Origin of the sequence: Vibrio fluvialis, from assembly GCF_900460245.1 — a bacterium.
Classification (GTDB): Bacteria; Pseudomonadota; Gammaproteobacteria; order Enterobacterales; family Vibrionaceae; genus Vibrio; species Vibrio fluvialis.
The window spans coordinates 304671-323406 of sequence record NZ_UHIP01000001.1 but is presented as its reverse complement, the minus strand read 5'-3'; the positions used below and the strand labels follow the sequence as shown (position 1 = coordinate 323406).

22 protein-coding genes and 1 other RNA gene are annotated in these 18736 nt (G+C 50.7%); 7 read left to right on the top strand and 16 right to left on the bottom strand.

Annotated features, from left to right (window positions below):
- Nucleotides 1-2: 2 nt before the first annotated feature.
- The 11 genes from acpS to rpoE all read right to left on the bottom strand — a co-directional run bounded on the left by acpS (nucleotide 3) and on the right by rpoE (nucleotide 9148).
- Nucleotides 3-380 (bottom strand): holo-ACP synthase, encoded by a 378-nt coding sequence (gene acpS, locus DYA43_RS01605; RefSeq protein WP_024373471.1) that lies wholly within the window; start codon nucleotides 378-380, stop codon nucleotides 3-5.
- Between the two features lie 5 nt (nucleotides 381-385).
- Nucleotides 386-1117, bottom strand: coding sequence for a pyridoxine 5'-phosphate synthase (pdxJ, locus tag DYA43_RS01600; RefSeq protein WP_020332165.1), 732 nt, complete (start codon nucleotides 1115-1117; stop codon nucleotides 386-388).
- Entirely contained in the window at nucleotides 1114-1839 is a 726-nt protein-coding gene (gene recO, locus DYA43_RS01595; protein WP_061056133.1) for a DNA repair protein RecO, read from the bottom strand. Before recO ends, pdxJ begins: the two co-directional genes overlap by 4 nt.
- Nucleotides 1840-1916: 77 nt before the next feature.
- Nucleotides 1917-2882: a GTPase Era gene (gene era, locus DYA43_RS01590; protein ID WP_061056132.1), complete on the bottom strand. Its 966-nt coding sequence runs from the start codon at nucleotides 2880-2882 to the stop codon at nucleotides 1917-1919.
- On the bottom strand, nucleotides 2875-3552 hold the full coding sequence (rnc, locus tag DYA43_RS01585; RefSeq protein WP_020332162.1) for a ribonuclease III: 678 nt from the start codon (nucleotides 3550-3552) through the stop codon (nucleotides 2875-2877). Before rnc ends, era begins: the two co-directional genes overlap by 8 nt.
- A gap of 35 nt (nucleotides 3553-3587) precedes the next feature.
- Nucleotides 3588-4484, bottom strand: a complete 897-nt coding sequence (lepB, locus tag DYA43_RS01580) for a signal peptidase I (RefSeq protein ID WP_061056131.1) — start codon at nucleotides 4482-4484, stop codon at nucleotides 3588-3590.
- A 91-nt stretch (nucleotides 4485-4575) separates the two neighbouring features.
- The gene (gene lepA / locus DYA43_RS01575) at nucleotides 4576-6369 is read right to left on the bottom strand and encodes a translation elongation factor 4 (RefSeq protein ID WP_020332160.1); all 1794 of its coding nucleotides are present in this window, start codon (nucleotides 6367-6369) and stop codon (nucleotides 4576-4578) included.
- 114 nt (nucleotides 6370-6483) lie between these two features.
- Nucleotides 6484-6954, bottom strand: a complete 471-nt coding sequence (locus DYA43_RS01570) for a SoxR reducing system RseC family protein (protein ID WP_020332159.1) — start codon at nucleotides 6952-6954, stop codon at nucleotides 6484-6486.
- Nucleotides 6951-7919 carry a sigma-E factor regulatory protein RseB gene (gene rseB, locus DYA43_RS01565; RefSeq protein ID WP_020332158.1) on the bottom strand — a complete coding sequence of 323 codons (969 nt, stop codon included), beginning with the start codon at nucleotides 7917-7919 and terminating at the stop codon, nucleotides 6951-6953. The genes DYA43_RS01570 and rseB overlap by 4 nt, the downstream gene beginning before the upstream one ends.
- Complete coding sequence (locus DYA43_RS01560) at nucleotides 7916-8545, bottom strand: sigma-E factor negative regulatory protein (RefSeq protein WP_047459139.1); 630 nt, start codon at nucleotides 8543-8545, stop codon at nucleotides 7916-7918. The genes rseB and DYA43_RS01560 overlap by 4 nt, the downstream gene beginning before the upstream one ends.
- 30 nt (nucleotides 8546-8575) lie before the next feature.
- Nucleotides 8576-9148 (bottom strand): RNA polymerase sigma factor RpoE, encoded by a 573-nt coding sequence (rpoE, locus tag DYA43_RS01555; protein WP_020332156.1) that lies wholly within the window; start codon nucleotides 9146-9148, stop codon nucleotides 8576-8578.
- Between the two features lie 469 nt (nucleotides 9149-9617).
- Here rpoE and nadB point away from each other — a divergent pair, with 469 nt between their 5' ends.
- The gene (nadB, locus tag DYA43_RS01550) at nucleotides 9618-11228 is read left to right on the top strand and encodes an L-aspartate oxidase (RefSeq protein WP_020332155.1); all 1611 of its coding nucleotides are present in this window, start codon (nucleotides 9618-9620) and stop codon (nucleotides 11226-11228) included.
- 18 nt (nucleotides 11229-11246) lie between these two features.
- Here the strand turns inward: nadB and DYA43_RS01545 are convergent, their stop codons facing one another.
- Nucleotides 11247-11564, bottom strand: a complete 318-nt coding sequence (locus DYA43_RS01545) for a protein YgfX (protein WP_115241592.1) — start codon at nucleotides 11562-11564, stop codon at nucleotides 11247-11249.
- A gap of 43 nt (nucleotides 11565-11607) precedes the next feature.
- A complete protein-coding gene (locus tag DYA43_RS01540; RefSeq protein ID WP_024373477.1) occupies nucleotides 11608-11868 on the bottom strand; it encodes an FAD assembly factor SdhE in 261 nt (86 codons plus the stop codon).
- A gap of 149 nt (nucleotides 11869-12017) precedes the next feature.
- Between DYA43_RS01540 and ygfZ the strand changes: the two genes are divergently transcribed.
- The 3 genes from ygfZ to DYA43_RS01525 all read left to right on the top strand — a co-directional run bounded on the left by ygfZ (nucleotide 12018) and on the right by DYA43_RS01525 (nucleotide 14234).
- Nucleotides 12018-12989, top strand: a complete 972-nt coding sequence (gene ygfZ / locus DYA43_RS01535) for a tRNA-modifying protein YgfZ (protein WP_061056130.1) — start codon at nucleotides 12018-12020, stop codon at nucleotides 12987-12989.
- Nucleotides 12982-13458, top strand: coding sequence for an aminoacyl-tRNA deacylase (locus tag DYA43_RS01530; RefSeq protein ID WP_020332152.1), 477 nt, complete (start codon nucleotides 12982-12984; stop codon nucleotides 13456-13458). The genes ygfZ and DYA43_RS01530 overlap by 8 nt, the downstream gene beginning before the upstream one ends.
- Nucleotides 13459-14027: 569 nt before the next feature.
- Nucleotides 14028-14234 (top strand): DUF1107 domain-containing protein, encoded by a 207-nt coding sequence (locus tag DYA43_RS01525; RefSeq protein WP_020332150.1) that lies wholly within the window; start codon nucleotides 14028-14030, stop codon nucleotides 14232-14234.
- 67 nt (nucleotides 14235-14301) lie between these two features.
- Here DYA43_RS01525 and DYA43_RS01520 read toward each other — a convergent pair whose 3' ends face one another.
- From DYA43_RS01520 to DYA43_RS01510, 3 genes are read right to left on the bottom strand one after another with little or no spacing between them, the layout of a single operon-like run.
- Complete coding sequence (locus tag DYA43_RS01520; protein ID WP_061056129.1) at nucleotides 14302-15531, bottom strand: FAD-dependent 2-octaprenylphenol hydroxylase; 1230 nt, start codon at nucleotides 15529-15531, stop codon at nucleotides 14302-14304.
- Between the two features lie 13 nt (nucleotides 15532-15544).
- Complete coding sequence (gene ubiH / locus DYA43_RS01515; protein WP_061056128.1) at nucleotides 15545-16729, bottom strand: 2-octaprenyl-6-methoxyphenyl hydroxylase; 1185 nt, start codon at nucleotides 16727-16729, stop codon at nucleotides 15545-15547.
- Between the two features lie 11 nt (nucleotides 16730-16740).
- The gene (locus DYA43_RS01510; RefSeq protein ID WP_061056127.1) at nucleotides 16741-17316 is read right to left on the bottom strand and encodes a YecA/YgfB family protein; all 576 of its coding nucleotides are present in this window, start codon (nucleotides 17314-17316) and stop codon (nucleotides 16741-16743) included.
- A gap of 242 nt (nucleotides 17317-17558) precedes the next feature.
- Between DYA43_RS01510 and DYA43_RS01505 the strand changes: the two genes are divergently transcribed.
- The 3 genes from DYA43_RS01505 (at nucleotide 17559) to DYA43_RS01495 (ending at nucleotide 18661) form a co-directional block, all read left to right on the top strand.
- Nucleotides 17559-17867 (top strand): cell division protein ZapA, encoded by a 309-nt coding sequence (locus DYA43_RS01505; protein WP_024373483.1) that lies wholly within the window; start codon nucleotides 17559-17561, stop codon nucleotides 17865-17867.
- Nucleotides 17868-17884: 17 nt separating this feature from the next.
- Nucleotides 17885-18068: non-coding RNA, 6S RNA (gene ssrS / locus DYA43_RS01500), on the top strand.
- 2 nt (nucleotides 18069-18070) lie between these two features.
- Nucleotides 18071-18661 carry a 5-formyltetrahydrofolate cyclo-ligase gene (locus tag DYA43_RS01495; protein WP_061056126.1) on the top strand — a complete coding sequence of 197 codons (591 nt, stop codon included), beginning with the start codon at nucleotides 18071-18073 and terminating at the stop codon, nucleotides 18659-18661.
- Nucleotides 18662-18736 lie beyond the last annotated feature (75 nt).

Genomic DNA, 18736 nt, shown 5'->3' with positions numbered 1-18736 from the left:
CTTCACGCTTCGAGTATCACTGTCGCCACCGCATAGTGGCGCTCATCGGAAATGGTCAGATGCACCGACGCCACTTGGCTGCGCTGCGCCAATTCCGCCGCTTTGCCACTCAGGCTCAGCAAAGGTTTACCATTGTCATCGTTGCTGATGGCAAAGTCCTGAAAACTCACGCCATGCGCAATGCCTGTACCCAGCGCCTTGGACGCCGCTTCTTTGGCAGCAAAACGCTTAGCCAGATAACGGCCTTGTTGTTTCAGGCCATCAAACTGCGTGAGTTCTTGCGGCGTCAGAATGCGCTCGGCAAAAGCACGGCCACTGCGGGCCAGGGCTTTTTCAATGCGCTCAATTTCCGCGATGTCTGTACCGAGTCCGACAATCATGCTGATTAACGACGCGCGTCTTCCATCACGGCTTTCATGTCCGCGACTGCTTTTGACAGACCATCAAATACCGCGCGACCAATAATCGAGTGGCCGATATTCAGTTCGTAGATTTCCGGAATCGCTGCAATCGCCGCGACGTTGTGGTACGTCAGGCCGTGACCAGCGTTGACAGTGATGCCTTGATCGGCCGCGTAGCTTGCGGCGGCGGCGATTTTCTTCAGTTCGTTCTGCTGTTCCACTTCGCACTCAGCATCCGCGTAGTGACCAGTGTGCAGCTCGATAAACGGTGCGCCACACGCTTTTGCCGCGTCAATCTGTTCACGGTCTGCATCGATGAACAGTGACACTTTGATACCTGCTGCGGTCAGTTTTTGCGTTGCCGCTTTGACTTTTTCCAGCTGGCCAATCACGTCCAGGCCACCTTCAGTGGTCAGCTCTTCACGTTTTTCCGGAACCAGACACACAAATTCCGGTTGCGTTTGCAGCGCGATCTCCACCATTTCATCCGTCACCGCCATTTCCAGGTTCATACGGGTCTGAATCGTTTCACGCAGAATGCGCACATCACGGTCCAGGATATGGCGACGGTCTTCTCGCAGGTGAATGGTGATACCATCCGCACCCGCACGCTCTGCGATTTCCGCCGCATGCACTGGATCCGGATATTTGGTGCCGCGTGCATTACGCAAAGTGGCGACATGGTCGATATTCACACCTAAAAGAATTGAGCTCATTTTCCTATACTCCGTGCTCTGGGTTGCGTTACTTGCCGGAACAATTCCCGGCTTTTTAAAGGTTTACCGCCAAGATACGGCTTTAAGGCAATACGTGTAAAGCGTTTTGCCGCCTGCAGCTGCTCTTTGGAGGTGAAGCGGCGTTCACTGATAGCGATCAGTTCATTGCCAAGAAATGTCAGGTTATCGCGCCGCACCGACGCAATAAAGCCTTTTTGTTCGCGATAACGGTAAGTCATGTCCGGATCGATCGGCTCCCCCGTTCCCGCGCAGTGAAGAAAATCAACGCCGTACCCCATAGAAGAGAGCAGAGCCAGTTCAAAACGGCGCAGCGGCGGCTCCGGATTATCGCACTGAGCCAGTTCGGTCAGCGCAAACAGATAGTCATGAAACAGCCCCGGCGATGGTACTTCTGGTGCCAGCACGCGTCCAACCAGTTCGTTGACGTACATCGCCGAATAGAGATGGATACCCGACAGCGGCAGCCCGAGACTGATCGCTTCTGCCTGACGCAGCGTTTTCATCGAACTGTTACCCGACCATTTGAGCAACAGAGGCGTGAACGGCTGCAATGCACCTTTGAGATTGGAGCGCTTACTGCGCGCACCTTTGGCAAGCAACGTCAGTCGTCCGTACTCTTCGCTGAACACATCCAGAATCAGGCTGGTTTCGCTGTACGGACGCCGATGGAGCACAAAGCAGCGTTGTAGGCCGTCTGACATATAGAGGAAATCCGTTCTCGCAGTGGGTAAGGCGTCAATAAAACACTGGCCCCGTAACGGAGCCAGTGCAGGATAAATTACAGGTCGTCGATATAACCCAGTGAGCGCAGCGCACGTTCGTCGTCCGCCCAGCCCGATTTCACTTTCACCCAGGTTTCCAGATACACCTTGCGGCCAAACAGCTCTTCCATATCGAGACGAGCTTGGGTGCCGATGGTTTTGATCTTCTCACCTTTGTTACCAATCACCATTTTCTTCTGACCGATACGCTCAACCAGAATCAGGGCGTTGATATGGAAACCGTCGGTTTCCGGGTTGTAGTCAAAGCGTTCAATCTCAACGGTCACCGAGTATGGCAGTTCTTCACCAGTGAAGCGCATCAGCTTTTCACGAATGATTTCTGATGCCATAAAGCGTTGAGAGCGGTCAGTGACGTACTCTTCCGGAAAATGGTGCACCGCTTTTGGCAGATGATCACGCACATGCTTGCGCAGCACGTCAACGTTCTTGCCGAGCTTGGCGGAAATTGGCACCACATCGACAAAGCCCATCTTGTTCGACAGATCCATCATGTGCAGCATGACTTCGTTGCGGTCTTTTACGTTGTCGACTTTATTGACACACAGCACCACGGGGAAGTTGGCATTCTTCAGCTTGTTCAGCACCATCTCATCATCGGCAGTCCAGTGCGTGCCTTCCACCACAAAAAACACCAGATTCACGTCGCTGAGCGAGCTGCTCGCCGCCCGGTTCATCAGGCGGTTGATGGCGCGTTTTTCTTCAATGTGCAGTCCCGGTGTATCGACGTAAATCGCCTGATAATCACCATCGGTGTCCACGCCCATGATGCGGTGACGCGTGGTTTGTGGTTTGCGCGACGTGATCGAAATCTTCTGGCCGAGAATGTTATTCAGCAGCGTCGATTTACCTACGTTCGGACGACCGACGATCGCCACGAAACCACAGTGTTGATTGTCTGGTGAAGATGAACTTTCACCACTGGATGCAAAATATGCATCGATATCGAATTCTTGATCAGACATTTGTCAATTGCTCTAGTGCCGTTTCTGCAGCCGCTTGTTCTGCCTTGCGGCGGCTCGTACCTTTACCAATTACAGGCTCTCCGATGCCTGCAATTTCACACGCTACAGTGAATTCCTGATTGTGTGCCTCACCTTTAATATTAGTCACAGTGTAGACAGGCAGCGGTTTTCTTCTGCCCTGAAGGAATTCCTGCAGACGAGTTTTCGGGTCTTTTTGCGAAACGCCCGGCTTAATCGCTTCCAGACGAGACTGATACCAGCTCAGCACAATAGTGCGCACCATTTCGATATCGCTATCGAGATAGATGGCACCGATAATCGCTTCTACTGCATCGGCCAGAATTGAATCACGACGGAAACCGCCACTCTTCAACTCGCCTGGACCTAATTTTAAGTAATCTCCTAGGTCGAATTCACGGCCCAGTTCTGCAAGCGTATTACCACGCACCAAAGTTGCACGCATGCGACTCATGTCGCCTTCGTTTACCTTCGGGAAACGACGATAAAGATCATCTGCAATGACAAAACTTAAAATTGAATCGCCCAGAAACTCAAGACGTTCATTGTGTTTACCATTGGCGCTGCGGTGTGTCAGCGCCAAAGAGATAAGCTCAGCATTATTGAATTGATAGCCGAGCTTAGTTTCTAGTCTACTAATTGGAGAATTCATACTCTCTCGATGTGTTGCGATCAGCTGCCGCTGACCTAGTTAATGCCACCGATGCGGTTGAAACGCACACCAGTTGGAATCCAAGCCGGCAGCACGCTGTCTGGCGTACGATCAAACTCAAAGCTGATCCAAATCGCCACGGCTTTACCGACTAAGTTAGCTTCTGGAACAAAGCCCCAAAAACGGCTGTCAGCACTGTTGTCACGGTTATCACCCATCACAAAATAGTGCCCTTGTGGAACCACCCATTCGTTCACACCACGGCGCGGCTGATATTCAGCGACATCGTCAATGCGCAGCGGGTTAATAAGAATGTTGTGTTTCACTTGTCCCAGCTGCTCATCAAGTTGAATCAGCGGGATATTATTCTGAATGAACGGACTCTCCACCACGTTGGAAAGCTTCACTTGTTTGCATTGCGATTCGCCTTTTGGCTGAATACACACTTCTTTGGTACTGCTGTAGCGTACCGTGTCGCCCGGCATGCCGACCACACGTTTGATGTAATCCACATTAGGGTTTTTCGGGTATTTGAATACCACGATATCGCCGCGTTGTGGTTTGCCCGTTTCGAGCAGTTGCGTGCGCCACACCGGATCTTTCAGACCGTATGCGTATTTTTCGACCAGAATAAAATCGCCCACCAGCAGAGTTGGCATCATCGAACCGGACGGGATCTGGAACGGTTCAAACACAAACGAACGCAGCACCAGAACAAACGCAATCACAGGGAAAATCGACACCGAGTTTTCCACCCACCACGGTTGTGGATGGATTTTCGCCGTCAAAGAGGCATCAATAACGTGGTTTTCACTTTGTAGTTGCGCCATTTTTGCCTGACGCTTCTTCGCCCACACCCATTTTTCCAGTGCCCAAATGACACCAGTCACGAGTGTGATGATGACCAGAATGAGTGAAAATGTATTAGCCATTGACTTCCCTTATCTAAAAATACGAAAGTGAAAGAGCCGAGACCCTTTCACTTGAGAGTTAATGCAAGCAACCTAACGTAGACAACAGAGTTTAGTCTTTGCCTACGTGAAGAATGGCTAAGAACGCTTCTTGTGGAAGCTCAACGTTACCGATTTGCTTCATGCGTTTCTTACCTTCTTTCTGTTTCTTCAACAGTTTCTTCTTACGACTCACGTCACCACCGTAACATTTCGCCAGTACGTTTTTACGTAGCTGTTTCACGGTTGAACGCGCGATGATGTGGTTACCGATCGCCGCCTGAATCGCGATATCAAACATCTGACGAGGAATGAACTCTTTCATCTTCTCAACCAGTTGACGACCGCGCGTCTGAGACTGATCTTTGTGCGTGATGATCGCCAGAGCATCCACTTTGTCGCCGTTCAGCAGTACGTCTACACGTACCATGTTCGACGCTTCAAAACGCTGGAAGCCGTAATCCAGAGAAGCGTAGCCACGAGAGGTCGATTTCAGACGGTCGAAGAAATCCAGAACCACTTCGGCCATAGGAATATCGTACGTCAGCGCAACCTGATTACCGTGGTAAACCATGTCAACCTGAATACCGCGTTTTTCAATACACAGTGTAATCACGTTACCCAGGTAATCCGCTGGAACCAGAATGTTACAGCGCGCAATCGGCTCGCGAATTTCTTCTACATCGTTAATAGCAGGCAGTTTGGCCGGGCTATCAACATGCATGATTTCTTTGTCAGTCTTCAGAACTTCGTACACTACGGTTGGTGCCGTGGTGATCAGGTCCAGATCGTATTCACGCTCCAGACGTTCCTGAATGATTTCCATGTGCAGCATGCCAAGGAAACCACAACGGAAACCAAAGCCCAGAGCCGCAGACGTTTCTGGTTCGTAGAACAGCGACGCATCGTTCAGGCTCAGTTTACCCAGCGCATCACGGAAAGCTTCGTAGTCGTCAGACGACACCGGGAACAGACCCGCATAAACCTGAGGTTTGACTTTCTTAAAGCCTGGCAATGGTTTGTCACAGCCGTTCTTCGCCAGCGTCAGGGTATCACCGACTGGCGCGCCAAGAATGTCTTTAATACCACACACAACCCAGCCCACTTCACCCGTTTCGAGATCGTTAGTGTCGACTTGTTTTGGTGTGAAAATACCTAAGCGATCCACACCCCAAACCTGGCCAGTGCTCATCACTTTGATCTTATCGTTTTTCTTCAGCTTACCGTTTTTGATTCGAACCAGAGACACTACGCCCAGGTAGTTATCGAACCAAGAGTCGATGATCAGCGCTTGCAGCGGTGCATCAGGATCGCCTTCTGGTGCTGGAATCGCAGACACGATTTTTTCCAGTACATCATCAACACCAACGCCGGTTTTCGCTGAACAACGTACAGCGTCAATCGCATCGATACCGACGATGTCTTCAATCTCTTCAGCCACACGCTCCGGCTCTGCCGCTGGCAGGTCGATCTTGTTCAGGATTGGCACGACTTCCAGATCCATTTCGATCGCGGTGTAACAGTTGGCCAATGTTTGCGCTTCTACGCCTTGACCCGCGTCCACCACCAGCAGTGCACCTTCACACGCAGCCAGAGAACGAGACACTTCATACGAGAAGTCCACGTGTCCCGGAGTATCGATGAAGTTAAGTTGGTAGGTTTCGCCATCTTTTGCATGGTAATCGAGAGTCACACTCTGCGCTTTGATGGTGATACCACGCTCACGTTCAAGGTCCATGGAATCAAGAACTTGTTCGGCCATTTCACGGTCGCTTAAGCCTCCACAGACTTGGATTAAGCGGTCAGACAGGGTCGATTTACCATGGTCAATGTGGGCGATAATCGAAAAGTTACGAATGTGCTTCATAGGTTTGGGATGACTAAACTCTTTACTAATTAGGACATAAGAAAGGCCGCAGCTGGCGGCATTTCATTCAAGTTGGCCGATTCTACCCAATTTCGTTGGGGTTCGCACCATAATTTAGGCGATGGGTTGTCCAAGGACACGCAGCAGAACCACCTCTTGTGCAGAGCGCTTCTCCAGTCGCGTCGACCAGCGTTTCGCCATCGCGATGCCTAATCCGATAAACAGCAGAGACGTGAGGATAATCACGCCTTCGCCCATGCCGAGCAGCGGTGCCAGCCAGGCATCCGCCAGCCAGGCGCCGAGAATCATCATCAGTAGCGGAACCAGATAAACCAGCGCCGCTGACTGCAGCAGGCTTTTCTCAGGAAAACCGATTTCAACCACCTGGCCCTGCTCGACTTTTTTGTCGGTATCCAGTTGCCAGAACAGTGATTTATTGCCGATCGCTTTCGAGACAATCCCTGTGCCACAGCTTTTTGAAGACGCACAGCTGTTGCAGCTGGTCTGCTGCTCACAACTGAGTTCAACATGATAGCCGTGTTTTTGGCTTGCTACGGCAGTCACTGTGGCTAATGCGGTCATCATGGTTTCGGTGCTCCGTCAGTATGGAACACCACTGATTGTGCGATGCGTTTGGCGGTATCCGGCGGAATATCACCCACCACAGAAATTTCACTGTCGCCTTTCACAAAACTGTGCAACGTGCGGCGGCCCTGACGAACCAACTGACCTTTAAGGGAGAAGTTGTCACTGGCAGACACATAGACAGAAAAACTGAACAGCCCATCAGAGAACATCTGACTCTCCACCAGACGTTCCGTAATCGCCATGCGGTAACGGTTCAGCTCCAATGGTTTAAAGCCTTCCGGTGTCCAACCCACCGACCAGAATGTGTCAGTGATATTGCCTTTAGGCAGTGACAGCACTTCCGGCAGCTGTACTTTATTCAGCCCGGCCATCAGTTCAGCCAGTTTGTCGCTGACTGAGTATGAAATGGTGCGGTATTGCTCCAACACTTCACCATCGCGGTCAACCAGATCGGCGCGTAACGGCAGATTGCTGTGTTCATCAACCCACAACACATACGAATAACGCAGACCATCTTTCGGGACGATACGCAGCACCTGACAAGCGGCGCCAGCTTCACGAGCGCGCCCTACTTTGACAAAGTCGTAGTACTGGCTGAGTTCATCAACATCGCTGTTGAGCATCGGAATGGTCGGTGCCACCATGTTGCCCGATTCGATCGTGAAAGGTTCAACACCCGGCTCGACGTAGCTGACTTCGTTGCCACGACGAATCACTTCGCGCACAGGCCCACTGAGGTACACCAGATGAGCCAGCTGTTGATCGTTGGCTTCACGCGCATGACGATACAACAAAGGTTCAATGCTGTTTTTCTTAATCAGGATATAAGACAGTTCATAATTGAGATGCTGACTGGCTTCGTTCATTTGATGCAACAACGCCTCTGCAGATTCTTCCTCTGCAAAGGCGGTACTGGTGCCCAAACTGAACAGTGTCAGCACACTGATCAGAAGTTTCTTCATTCAACTACCGGTTCGACTGGATCGGACTGAGAACCCAGGTTCTCACTGTTCAATCTTAATTGCAGTTCATAGTCTTGCAGCAAGGCGTTTACACGACGACGCTGCTCTTGAACATTCGCTTCATTACTGTGTCTTTCGACAGATTCACGAGTCAGGCTAACAGGTTCTGCACTGCCTGAAAACGGAACCGTTTGCAGCACAGGTAACTGATCCTGCTGTGGCGTTGTGCCGTCACCGCCGCCGTATTGCTGCACACCAATGATTACCGCTAAAGATACGCAAGCTGCAACGGCAACTTGTCCAAACTGGGATAACCAAGCTGGTAACTGACGGCGAGCCTGCTCAGGTTTTGGCTGAGCTTCGACGCGGGCTTGGTTGAGGTCGGTAACATTTGTGCTGGCAGTGCTAAACGAGGTATGCGCAGGTTCATTTTCCAACGCTAATGCCACACTTTCAGCGATATCCCATTCTGGTCGTACAGGCGCATCGCCACGCATCACATCACCAATCAGATGGTAATTTTTCCACGTGTCGAGACTGTCACTGTCGCTGGCCAATTCTTGAATCAGCAGCTTGTCGACCAGTTCTCCATCCATGAGAGCTGAAAGTTTCTCTTTGTCAGCCATTATTTTCACCATTGTTTTTGCCGGTTTGCGCTATAAAAGAGGTTTGATTCTCTTTTCTACCGCTTCACGAGCACGGAAGATACGAGAACGCACCGTACCTACGGGGCAATCCATGACTTCTGCGATATCTTCGTAACTCAAGCCATCAAGCTCGCGCAACGTCATCGCGGTTTTTAAATCTTCAGGCAACGCTTCTATCGCACTAAACACCGCCTGCTTTAACTCTTTGGACAGCGTAATGTTTTCTGGGTTCGATATTTCTTTTAACGCGTTGCCGCTTTCGTAAAATTCAGCTTCTTCAGCATCAACATCATTTGCCGGCGGACGACGGCTTTGCGCCACGATGTGATTTTTTGCGGTATTAACAGCAATACGGTAAAGCCAAGTGTAAAACGCACTTTCGCCGCGAAAGGTCGGAATAGCGCGATAAGCCTTAATAAAGGCTTCCTGGGCAACATCCGCCACATCTCCTGAATTGCTCACATACCTGGAGATAAGATTGCAGACCTTGTTTTGATATCTCAGTACCAAAAGATTAAACGCTTGCTTATCTCCGTTCTGAACTCGCTCAATCAACACTTGATCGGTCAGCTGCTCGTTCATTCGAGCGGTTACTCCTATTGTTATATCCCGTACCTTCTCAGATATGGGCTCTAATTATGCAGAATGTTATCTTGACACCACTGCCTACATGAGCACTATTGTGACTCAGCCGCGCAGGGAAAGTTCAATTCTGTGTGAATTTTTTTACCATTCACCAATCGCATTGTGATGTAATCTAGGTTCCTGGAAAACTCCCTGAATATTGGGGACAGGAATCGGAAAAGACAATAGCATTTACAAAGTATTGCTTTTAGCGCGAAGATAAAGCCCTCAAAGAATTTCGGGTCATGCCTATGACCACCCGACACTTTGAAGCAAAACGGACTCACGTTGTATTGTTCCCTGACAATTAGGCCATTCAGATGACACGGTTGCTCAATCTCGCTAGCGGGCAACGGGAACACAGCGTGCTGTATTTTAAACTTAGAGTAGGACCACTCTAACTTTAGTTCGGGAATATAAACATTTTATGAACGCCAACCGAGAACATCAGTGTGATGTATTAGTCGTGGGAAGTGGTGCCGCAGGCTTGTCGTTAGCCCTGCGTGTGGCCAAGCATAGCAAAGTCATCGTTCTGAGTAAGGGCCCTCGCAGCGAAGGGTCAACCTATTATGCTCAGGGCGGAATTGCCGCCGTGTTTGATGAATCGGACAGCATTGATTCTCACGTTCAGGATACTCTCATTGCCGGCGCAGGGATTTGCGAAGAAGGCACGGTTCGCTTTATTGCCGAACACGCCAAAGAGTGTGTGCAGTGGCTGATCGATGGCGGTGTACCGTTTGATAAAGAAGAAGACAGTGACGAAGACGAGCCGCGTTATCACCTGACTCGTGAAGGCGGCCACAGTCATCGCCGCATTCTGCATGCCGCCGATGCCACTGGCATGGCCGTGCAAACGTCTCTGCAGGACAACGTTCATAATCACCCGAACATTACGTTGCTTGAGCGCTACAACGCGCTGGACTTAATCACTGAAGATAAAGTTGGCGGCCGCGCCGACAAAGTCGTCGGTGCCTATGTCTGGAACCGTAACGAAGAACACGTCGAAGTCATTCGCGCCAAGTTTGTGGTTCTCGCCACTGGCGGCGCATCAAAAGTGTACCAGTACACCTCAAACCCGGATGTCTCTTCCGGTGACGGGATCGCGATTGCGTGGCGTGCCGGTTGCCGAGTGGCCAACCTGGAATTTAACCAGTTCCATCCGACTTGTTTATATCACCCGGATGCCCGTAACTTCCTGCTCACCGAAGCGCTGCGCGGCGAAGGCGCCTATCTGCGCCGTCCGGATGGTTCGCGTTTTATGCCGGACTTTGATGAACGCGCCGAGCTTGCGCCACGTGACGTGGTCGCCCGCGCGATAGACTTTGAAATGAAGCGCCTTGGCGCAGACTGCATGTATCTCGACATCAGCCACAAACCCGCCGATTTCATCGAAAAGCATTTCCCGATGATCTACAGCCGATTGATGGATCTCGGTATCGATATGACCCAAGAGCCGATCCCGATTGTTCCGGCCGCGCACTACACCTGTGGCGGCGTGATGGTCAATCAGAACGGTCAGACCGACCTTGATCAGCTTTATGCAATTGGCGAAGTGAGCTACACCGGCCTGCACGGCGCCAACCGCATGGCATCGAACTCCTTGTTGGAGTGTGTGGTTTACGCTTGGTCAGCAGCGAAAGATATCCTGAGTAAACTGAAAGACGCTCAACTGCCGCCTAGCCTGCCAGGCTGGGATGAAAGTCAGGTGACCTGCTCAGACGAAGAAGTGGTCATTCAGCACAACTGGCACGAGCTGCGCCTGTTTATGTGGGACTACATGGGTATCGTGCGCACCGACAAACGCTTGGAACGCGCATTACGCCGCATCCAACTGTTGCAGCAGGAAACTCACGAGTACTACAGCAACTTCCGCGTATCGAACAACCTGCTGGAACTGCGTAACCTGCTGCAAGTTGCAGAGCTGATGGTACGTTGTGCGATGCAGCGCAAAGAGAGCCGAGGCCTGCACTACACGCTCGATTACCCAGAACTTCAGGAAGACAGCGGTCCGACAATTCTGACGCCGGAGCAGGAATAAATCCTAAAAACGGGAGCGCTACAGCTCCCGTTTTAGTCTCACCAATAATTGACGGTATTCCCGTTCGGAGCAGCTGTCGCGCCACAACAGCCAGCGCCGCCCTTGCCCCTCCATTACGATAAACGCAAAAGCAAACAGGTACTGCACGCGAGAAATTGCATACCGCTCGTCACCGATCTGAACGCTACCGGAAAAATCGATTTCAACATCGCCGCAGAGCGCAGGAGTCAACCATTGCTGCATAGGCAGAGCCATGCCCATACCGATAATGAGTAATGTAACAACAAGGGGAGTTGGAGAGAGAAGTAACGCCCACAGCACACAACCAAAGACCATGGTGGCGACAACGCGGGCGTTATAAGAAGGAGTTAGGTGGAGCTTAACGCACTTTGCTGAGGTTATGAGCGACAATCTTGTCTACCATAGCGGCGTGACCAAGATTCTCTGAACGACCATGACCCATGACCCAAGTAAACAAATCCGGATCATCACACTCAAGCAAAGAAACAAAGTCTTGTTGTTCTGATTCAGTCAGCGTATCAAAACACTCTTCGAAAAATGGCATGATGACAACATCAAGCTCTAACATTCCACGACGACAGGCCCATTTAATACGCGCTTTTTCTTCCGCGGTGTACATCGGTTATCCTCACCTTATGATTATTTGCGGCCAAGTTTATCAAACACCGGGCTTGCTCAACTAGTAGCTCAGTCACAGTCCCTGTTCAAGCTGACAAAAAAGTTGATCCAGATTAACATAGTGGAAATTATTTCACTTAGGTGAAGGACATGGACTGGAAAAACACATTCTCTCCGCTCAGCGTCAACGCAAGCGATACTCTGCCTGAGCTGATGCTCACTTATCTTGATTCTTGGGGCGCAATCACTATGGTCGGCGCAGACAAGAAAAGCTATCTGCAAGGTCAGGTCACCTGTAACGTTGTGACTCTGGCCAGCGATCAATCCACATTCGGTGCCCACTGCGATGCCAAAGGCAAAGTATGGTCGGTATTTCGACTGTTTCATCATCACGATGGCTACGCTATGTTTCAGCCACAATCCGCGATTGAAGCAGAGCTGCGTGAACTGAAAAAGTACGCCATTTTCTCCAAAGTCGAGATTACTGAAAGCCAGGATATCGCGCTCGGCGTGATGGGCGTGCAAGCACAGGCTTATATTGATCGTCTCAGCGACTCACAAGGCGACGTGCGTGCAATCCAAGGCGGAACAGCGGTTCGTATCAGCGACCTACGCTGGTTACTGTTCGTCACCCCAGAGGCCGCAGAACAATTGGCGACCAGCACCGATGCCACTAAAGTCGACGCCACACTCTGGACACGCTTTGACATTGAAGAAGCAATTCCAGTGATCGAGCGCGCTGACCAAAACGAACACATTCCTCAAGCAGTCAACGTTCAGGCGGTCGGCGGCATCAGCTTTACCAAAGGCTGTTACACCGGTCAGGAAACCGTCGCGCGCGCAAAATACCGCGGCATTAATAAACGTGCGATGTACATCGTAGCGGGCGACGTCACTCAGCCACTGACCAACAGTGATGCACAGGAAATGGAACGTTCTGTCGGTGAAAACTGGCGCAGCGCAGGCCGCTTAATAGCGCACTACACCTTTGCCGATAACACCGCTATTGGTTTGATTGTGTTACCTAACAATCTGGAAGAAGGCACGGAACTGCGTCTGACGGCTCAACCGGGAACCCGTTGGACAATTCAGCCACTGCCGTATTCACTGGATGATGAATAACACCATCAGCACACCAATCACCCAATATCTGGATGCGCAGCAGGTACCCTATCGCCTGCTGCCGCACCTTACACCCGCGACCACGATCGAAGATGCTGCGCGCCAACGCGGCATTAAGCCCAACCAAATGGTCAAATGTATTTTATTGCGTGATATGGGGGATAATCTCGCTCTGGCTTGCGCTCCGGGCGATCGCAATGTGGATCCCAAAAAAGTGCGCGCCTTACTTAATTGGCGACGAATGACGTGCGTGGATCTCTCGCAAGTGGAAACGATCACGGGCTATGCGCTCGGCACCGTCACACCACTGTTACTCAAAACCCCCATGCCGATCATTTTTGATCACGCTATTTTGCAACAACCGCTGGTCACTATCAGCAGCGGTTCGACGTTGGCAGGTATCGCGCTCGACGTAAACGATCTCGTACAACTTTGTCAGCCTCAGTTTGCACACATTCAACGTGAATAAGTGATGCAAACCATGCAATCCATTACATGTGATCGTGATCAACTTCTAATTTAAGATTATTTTGTTGTGAATTTTTATCCAATTTAAAAACATAAATAGTCACGCCATTTTTTTTAGTTTACTCTCTGTTTCGTTGGTTAAAGTTCACACAGAGGTACGACTCTGTTGATATCCTTCTCCAACAAAAAAGTGAATCCACTGATTGTTTCAGGACATCCACTTTTTGTGTAATGCATCTGTGACTATTTCGCCCGCATCTGATTGCGGGCTTTTTTTATGCAGAAATATGACATCTTTTTTACCCGTTTTTCTTAAAGCCAACTATTCTTAAAACTGTCATATTCCTCTGGCTTAATGAGCGCCGTCTCGGTTAGAGAGGAAGTTTCGTCAACCCTATCTATTTGAGGTAAAAGTCACACAATTGTGGATATTTATCCATGGATTTGCTTACAGCAGCACAAATATCTAAATTGGTCAGCTAATACTGCATGTATCCCTAGCTCAATCACACTATTTTCTCAGGGGTTTCCATATACTTTGCAGTGCGAAAACAAACAAAGGATCGAAGTATGAGACTGTTTAAGCGCTATACACCAGGTATGATTGCTAAACACGTAAGTCGTCTTTTTAAGGGAAGAATATATATCTACGGCGTAGGTAAATTTGAATTCGACAACGGCAAACTGATGTTGCCGGACCGCGCAGAACAGCGGCACTTCCAGACCGTCAAAGAAGTGAATCTGGAGATAAGAAGATTACGCTGTGCGTACGCGTAACGCTCTCGAAACGAATTAAAAAGGGTTGGCGATTGCCAACCCTTTTGCCATTTTGTCGCACATCATGTTACGCGATATGAGAAGCGCGATTTATTTTCGCCAGTTCAGGCAAGTTGCCTTTTAAGCCCAGCGCATGTTTCATGATTTCATCTTTCGCCCCAGGCAGTTGCCCCGCCAAACGCATACCGATACCACGAATCAATTTTTTGGCTGGATTGTTACCAGCAAACAAATCTTTAAAGCCTTGCATTGCGGCAATCATTTTCGCCGCTTCCGCTTTACGCCAACGCTCATATCCACGCAGGTTACGCTTACTGCCGATGTCCTGCCCCTGATGCCATAACGCCATCACTTCCTGCGCCAGACTCGCGGCGTCCAGCAGACCAAGGTTGACCCCCTGCCCAGCCAGCGGATGAATGGTGTGCGCCGCATCACCAACGAGGGCGACGCGCTCGACGACAAAGTCTCGGGCGTAACGCATTTTGAGCGGAAACGCATGGCGTTCACCAACGACTTCACACACGCCCAGTTTGACGTCAAATTCAGCCGTCAGGGCTTTATTGAACTCACTCGCATCCATAGCGACCAAGCGTTCAGCGCGGTTCGGGTCTGTCGACCAGACAATGGAACTCATGTGCGAATTGCCCATAGGCAGAAATGCCAGCGGACCTTGCGGCGTAAAGATCTGACGCGCCACCGATTCATGCGGTTCAGTCGTTCGCACGTTTGCCACCACCGCGCTGTGACCATAATCCCAGTGCGTCAGCGGAATGTCTTGTTGTTTGCGTACCCAGGAGTTCGCCCCATCTGCGCCCACAACCAGTTTCGCTGTCAGCGACTGACCGTTACTCAGTGTCAGCCACGCTTCGCTTTCACCAATCGCCAGGCTCTGACAACTTGCCGGCATGTACAAAGAGACGTTGGATTGCTGTTTAACCTGCTCCAGCAGCGCCAGTTGAATCACGCGATTTTCGACAATGTGCCCCAGATTAGGCTGAGTGAGACTATTTGCGCTGAATTCAATGCGGGCAAAACTGTCTTGTTCCCACACTTCCATCGCAGTGTAAGGTGCCGCTCGGCGGGCCTTGATTCCCTGCCAGGCGTTCAGGTTCTGCAAAATAATTTCACTGGAACGGCTAAGCGCCGAAACACGCACATCTGGCAGCTCGCTCAACCCTTCTTGCGGCAATTTGCCTTCTATCACGGCAATTCGCAAATCGGTGTTTTTGAATGCAGCCGCTAAAGCCAGTCCGACCATTCCGCCGCCGACAATCGCAATATCCACGCTTTGCATCATAATTTTGTACCTTTTATCGATTTACCACACCCAGCGTGCGGCGCAGCAACGGAGTTTTCAGCACTGGCAGATTATCCATCGCAGCCAGGCCCAGATTTCGTCCGATTCTTAATGTCAGCCAGTCATTCGAGAACAAGTGCACTAGAGTTGAAGTAAGCGCAATGGTCGCCTCTCGATCGGCTTCTCGGCGCTTTCTGAAACGGTTCAGCTGCGCGTAGCCGCCAATTTCATCGCCATGGGTCAGTTCTTCTGCCAACGTCGCGACATCGCGAATACCAAGGTTGAATCCCTGACCGGCGATAGGATGCAGGGTTTGCGCGGCATTACCGACAATCGCAAAGCGGTGAGAAACATTCTGCTCGCGATAACGCAGCAGCAACGGATACGCGCTGCGCTCACCCGCTTTCGTCAAACGACCTAAACGCCAGCCAAATGCCTGCTGCAATTCAGCCAGAAACTCGCTCTCACTGTATTGCATCACGTTTGCCGCCTCTTCGGGAGGCAAACACCACACAAGCGACAAACGGTTGTCGCTCATCGGCAGCAGCGCCACCGGCCCCGTCGACGTAAAACGTTCAAAGGCGCGGCCCTTGTGTGGTTGGCTGGCAACAACATTGGCAATGATGGCCACTTGCTCGAAATCGTGTTCTTTAAGCTCTAAACCGATCTGCTGGCAACAGGTAGATACCGCGCCATCAGCCGCCACCAACAATTTACCGTTGAGGCATTCACCGTTACTCAGTGTCACTGTGACCGATGCATCACTGCGTTCTACCGTCGATACACTGGCCGGACAAAATTGATGAATCGCAGCGTACTGCGCCATTTTTTCCGCGTAAATACGGCCGACATCAGCCAGTTCAACGACGTAACCCAGCGCATCAACGCCAGCAGATTCGCGAGTAATATCCGTCATCCCCGCATGAAAGCGGTCAGATACATGAATGTGAGTGATCGGTGTAGCCACGGGTTGAATCGCAGACCACAGTTTCAGTTTTTGCAGAATCCCAACCGTACCATATGAGAGAGCAATCGAGCGGGCATCAAATCCCGGGTGGGCGTGGTGATTCGTCTGATACGCTTCGATCACCGCGATGTTCAGCCCCCCCTGACTGAGGGAGTCCAACGCCAGTGCCAAAGTGGCACCAGCCATCGCGCCACCAGCAATAATCACATCAAAAGACTTTGCCTCGCTCACTGCCGCCTCACTTAATGAATGGTTGGTTCAGAATCTTGTTGTGGTTTGACGCCGAATTCTGCGTGTAGCGTCAGAACGCAGGCCTTCACGTGCTCAATGACTTGCTCCAGTAACTGAGCCTGCTCTTCAAAATCATCTTCTTCATCGATACCCAGCTTGGCGATCTCTTCCAGATCTTCCAGCGCTTCTTTCGCGACGTCTGACGCACTCTGTAATTTCGCGTCGACCAACCCCAGGCCGGAAATGAAATGATTAACCCATTCCGCCACGCTATCAGCAAATTGGAACAGTGCTTCTTCACCTTCTGTGACTGGCAACATCAGAGTCAATTCTAAATCGGTACTGGTCAGTTCTGCGTTAGTCGCTTTGAGCGTCTGCTCAGCCAGTGCCAGCACCTGCATCGGCCAGCCCATACCATCATTGGTGTAATCAAAAATCAGCGGCTGCCAACTTTTATCGCTCAAACTCAACCCGCCAGCCAGCATACCGGTGAGCAAACCGTGCAACTCTGCCGGCGTGACACCCAGTGATGCCGATTGCAGTTCGGAGGCTAAGTTTGCATAATTTGGAAAAGTGTTGTCGCTCATAATGGGCTCGTCATTAAAAAAATATGTCCAATCGTACCACTTCAACGATCCGGCGAAAACGCTCGCGTCGCCAATTGTGACCAGCTTTTATGCAAATTGCCCAAGAACTGTGTTTTTGCCCAACCAAATCTAGCTTCCGTGTGTGAAAAGCTTGAATCTTAGGAACGCTTTACCTATAGTTTGACCCTCGATGGTCACGTAAGCGATATCATCTTTAGTTACGCCAATAGAGTTCATTTATCATGAGTAATCAAGCGGTTGACGTTGAAATTTTAGGCAAAGTAACACGGGTCAATTGTCCGCCAGGGCAAGAAGAACCATTGTTGCGTGCCGCACAGGACCTCGACCGACGATTGAAAGAAATGGCTGATCGTACTAAGGTATCGAATGAGGTAAAGTTACTGACAATCGCCGCACTGAACATCTGTTATGAGCTGCAAACCAAGCAGCAAGAAAAAGATGGCCAGCAGTCGGAAATGAGCGAGCGAATGGAAAAGCTCACGGCTTCGCTTGAAGAAGCACTCAGTAAAGTCAAGCCAGGAGAGCTGTAGCCTTTACCATCCAAAGATTTTCCCTGGAGTGTTCGTCAGCGGATTTATGTCCCTGAGCCGATAAGCAACACGTAAGGGTTAGTACTTGGTAGCTATTGAGCATGCTCGGCTTGTACCGAGAAGCCTACGGTTATCATTGCTGATCCGCCTTGAACCAGCTGGTTCAAGGGCTACAATCCTCAACGGCACTCTGGGGTCCCTCTATGCAATACTCTCGTCATGAGCTGCGTAAGCTCGTTCGACAACAACGCAATCAGCTGTCCAGCGACATTCAATATCAAGCGAGCCAGGATTTGATCTGCCGTTTTGCCGCTCTGCCTGAAATGCAAACCTGTCATCATATTGCTCTTTACCTGTCGACCGACGGCGAGCTCGACACTCAACCGCTGATCGAATGGTTATGGTCGCAAGGCAAAGCCATCTACCTGCCCGTATTACATCCCTTTTCTGCGGGTCACCTGCTATTTCTTCACTATCAAAGCTCCACGCCGATGACGTATAACAAATTCGGTATTCTGGAGCCCAAACTCGACCAAACACTGGTGAAACCGGTTAAAGAGCTCGATCTTATCTGCACACCTTTAGTTGCATTCGACTCTCACGGCCATCGCCTTGGCATGGGTGGCGGCTATTACGATCGTACGTTGGCGCATTGGTTTAAAACCGGGGAAGGTGCCCAGCCGATGGGACTGGCACATGATTGTCAGCATGTTGAACAGCTGCCCACCGAAGCCTGGGATATACCGTTACCGAAGATCGTCACCCCCAGCCAAATTTGGCAGTGGAAAGCGTGATCTCTGCATAATTAAGTGAGGTGATTATGCCGCTATCAGAGTACATCTCCCGTTGGTTTGAGGGTATAATCGCGC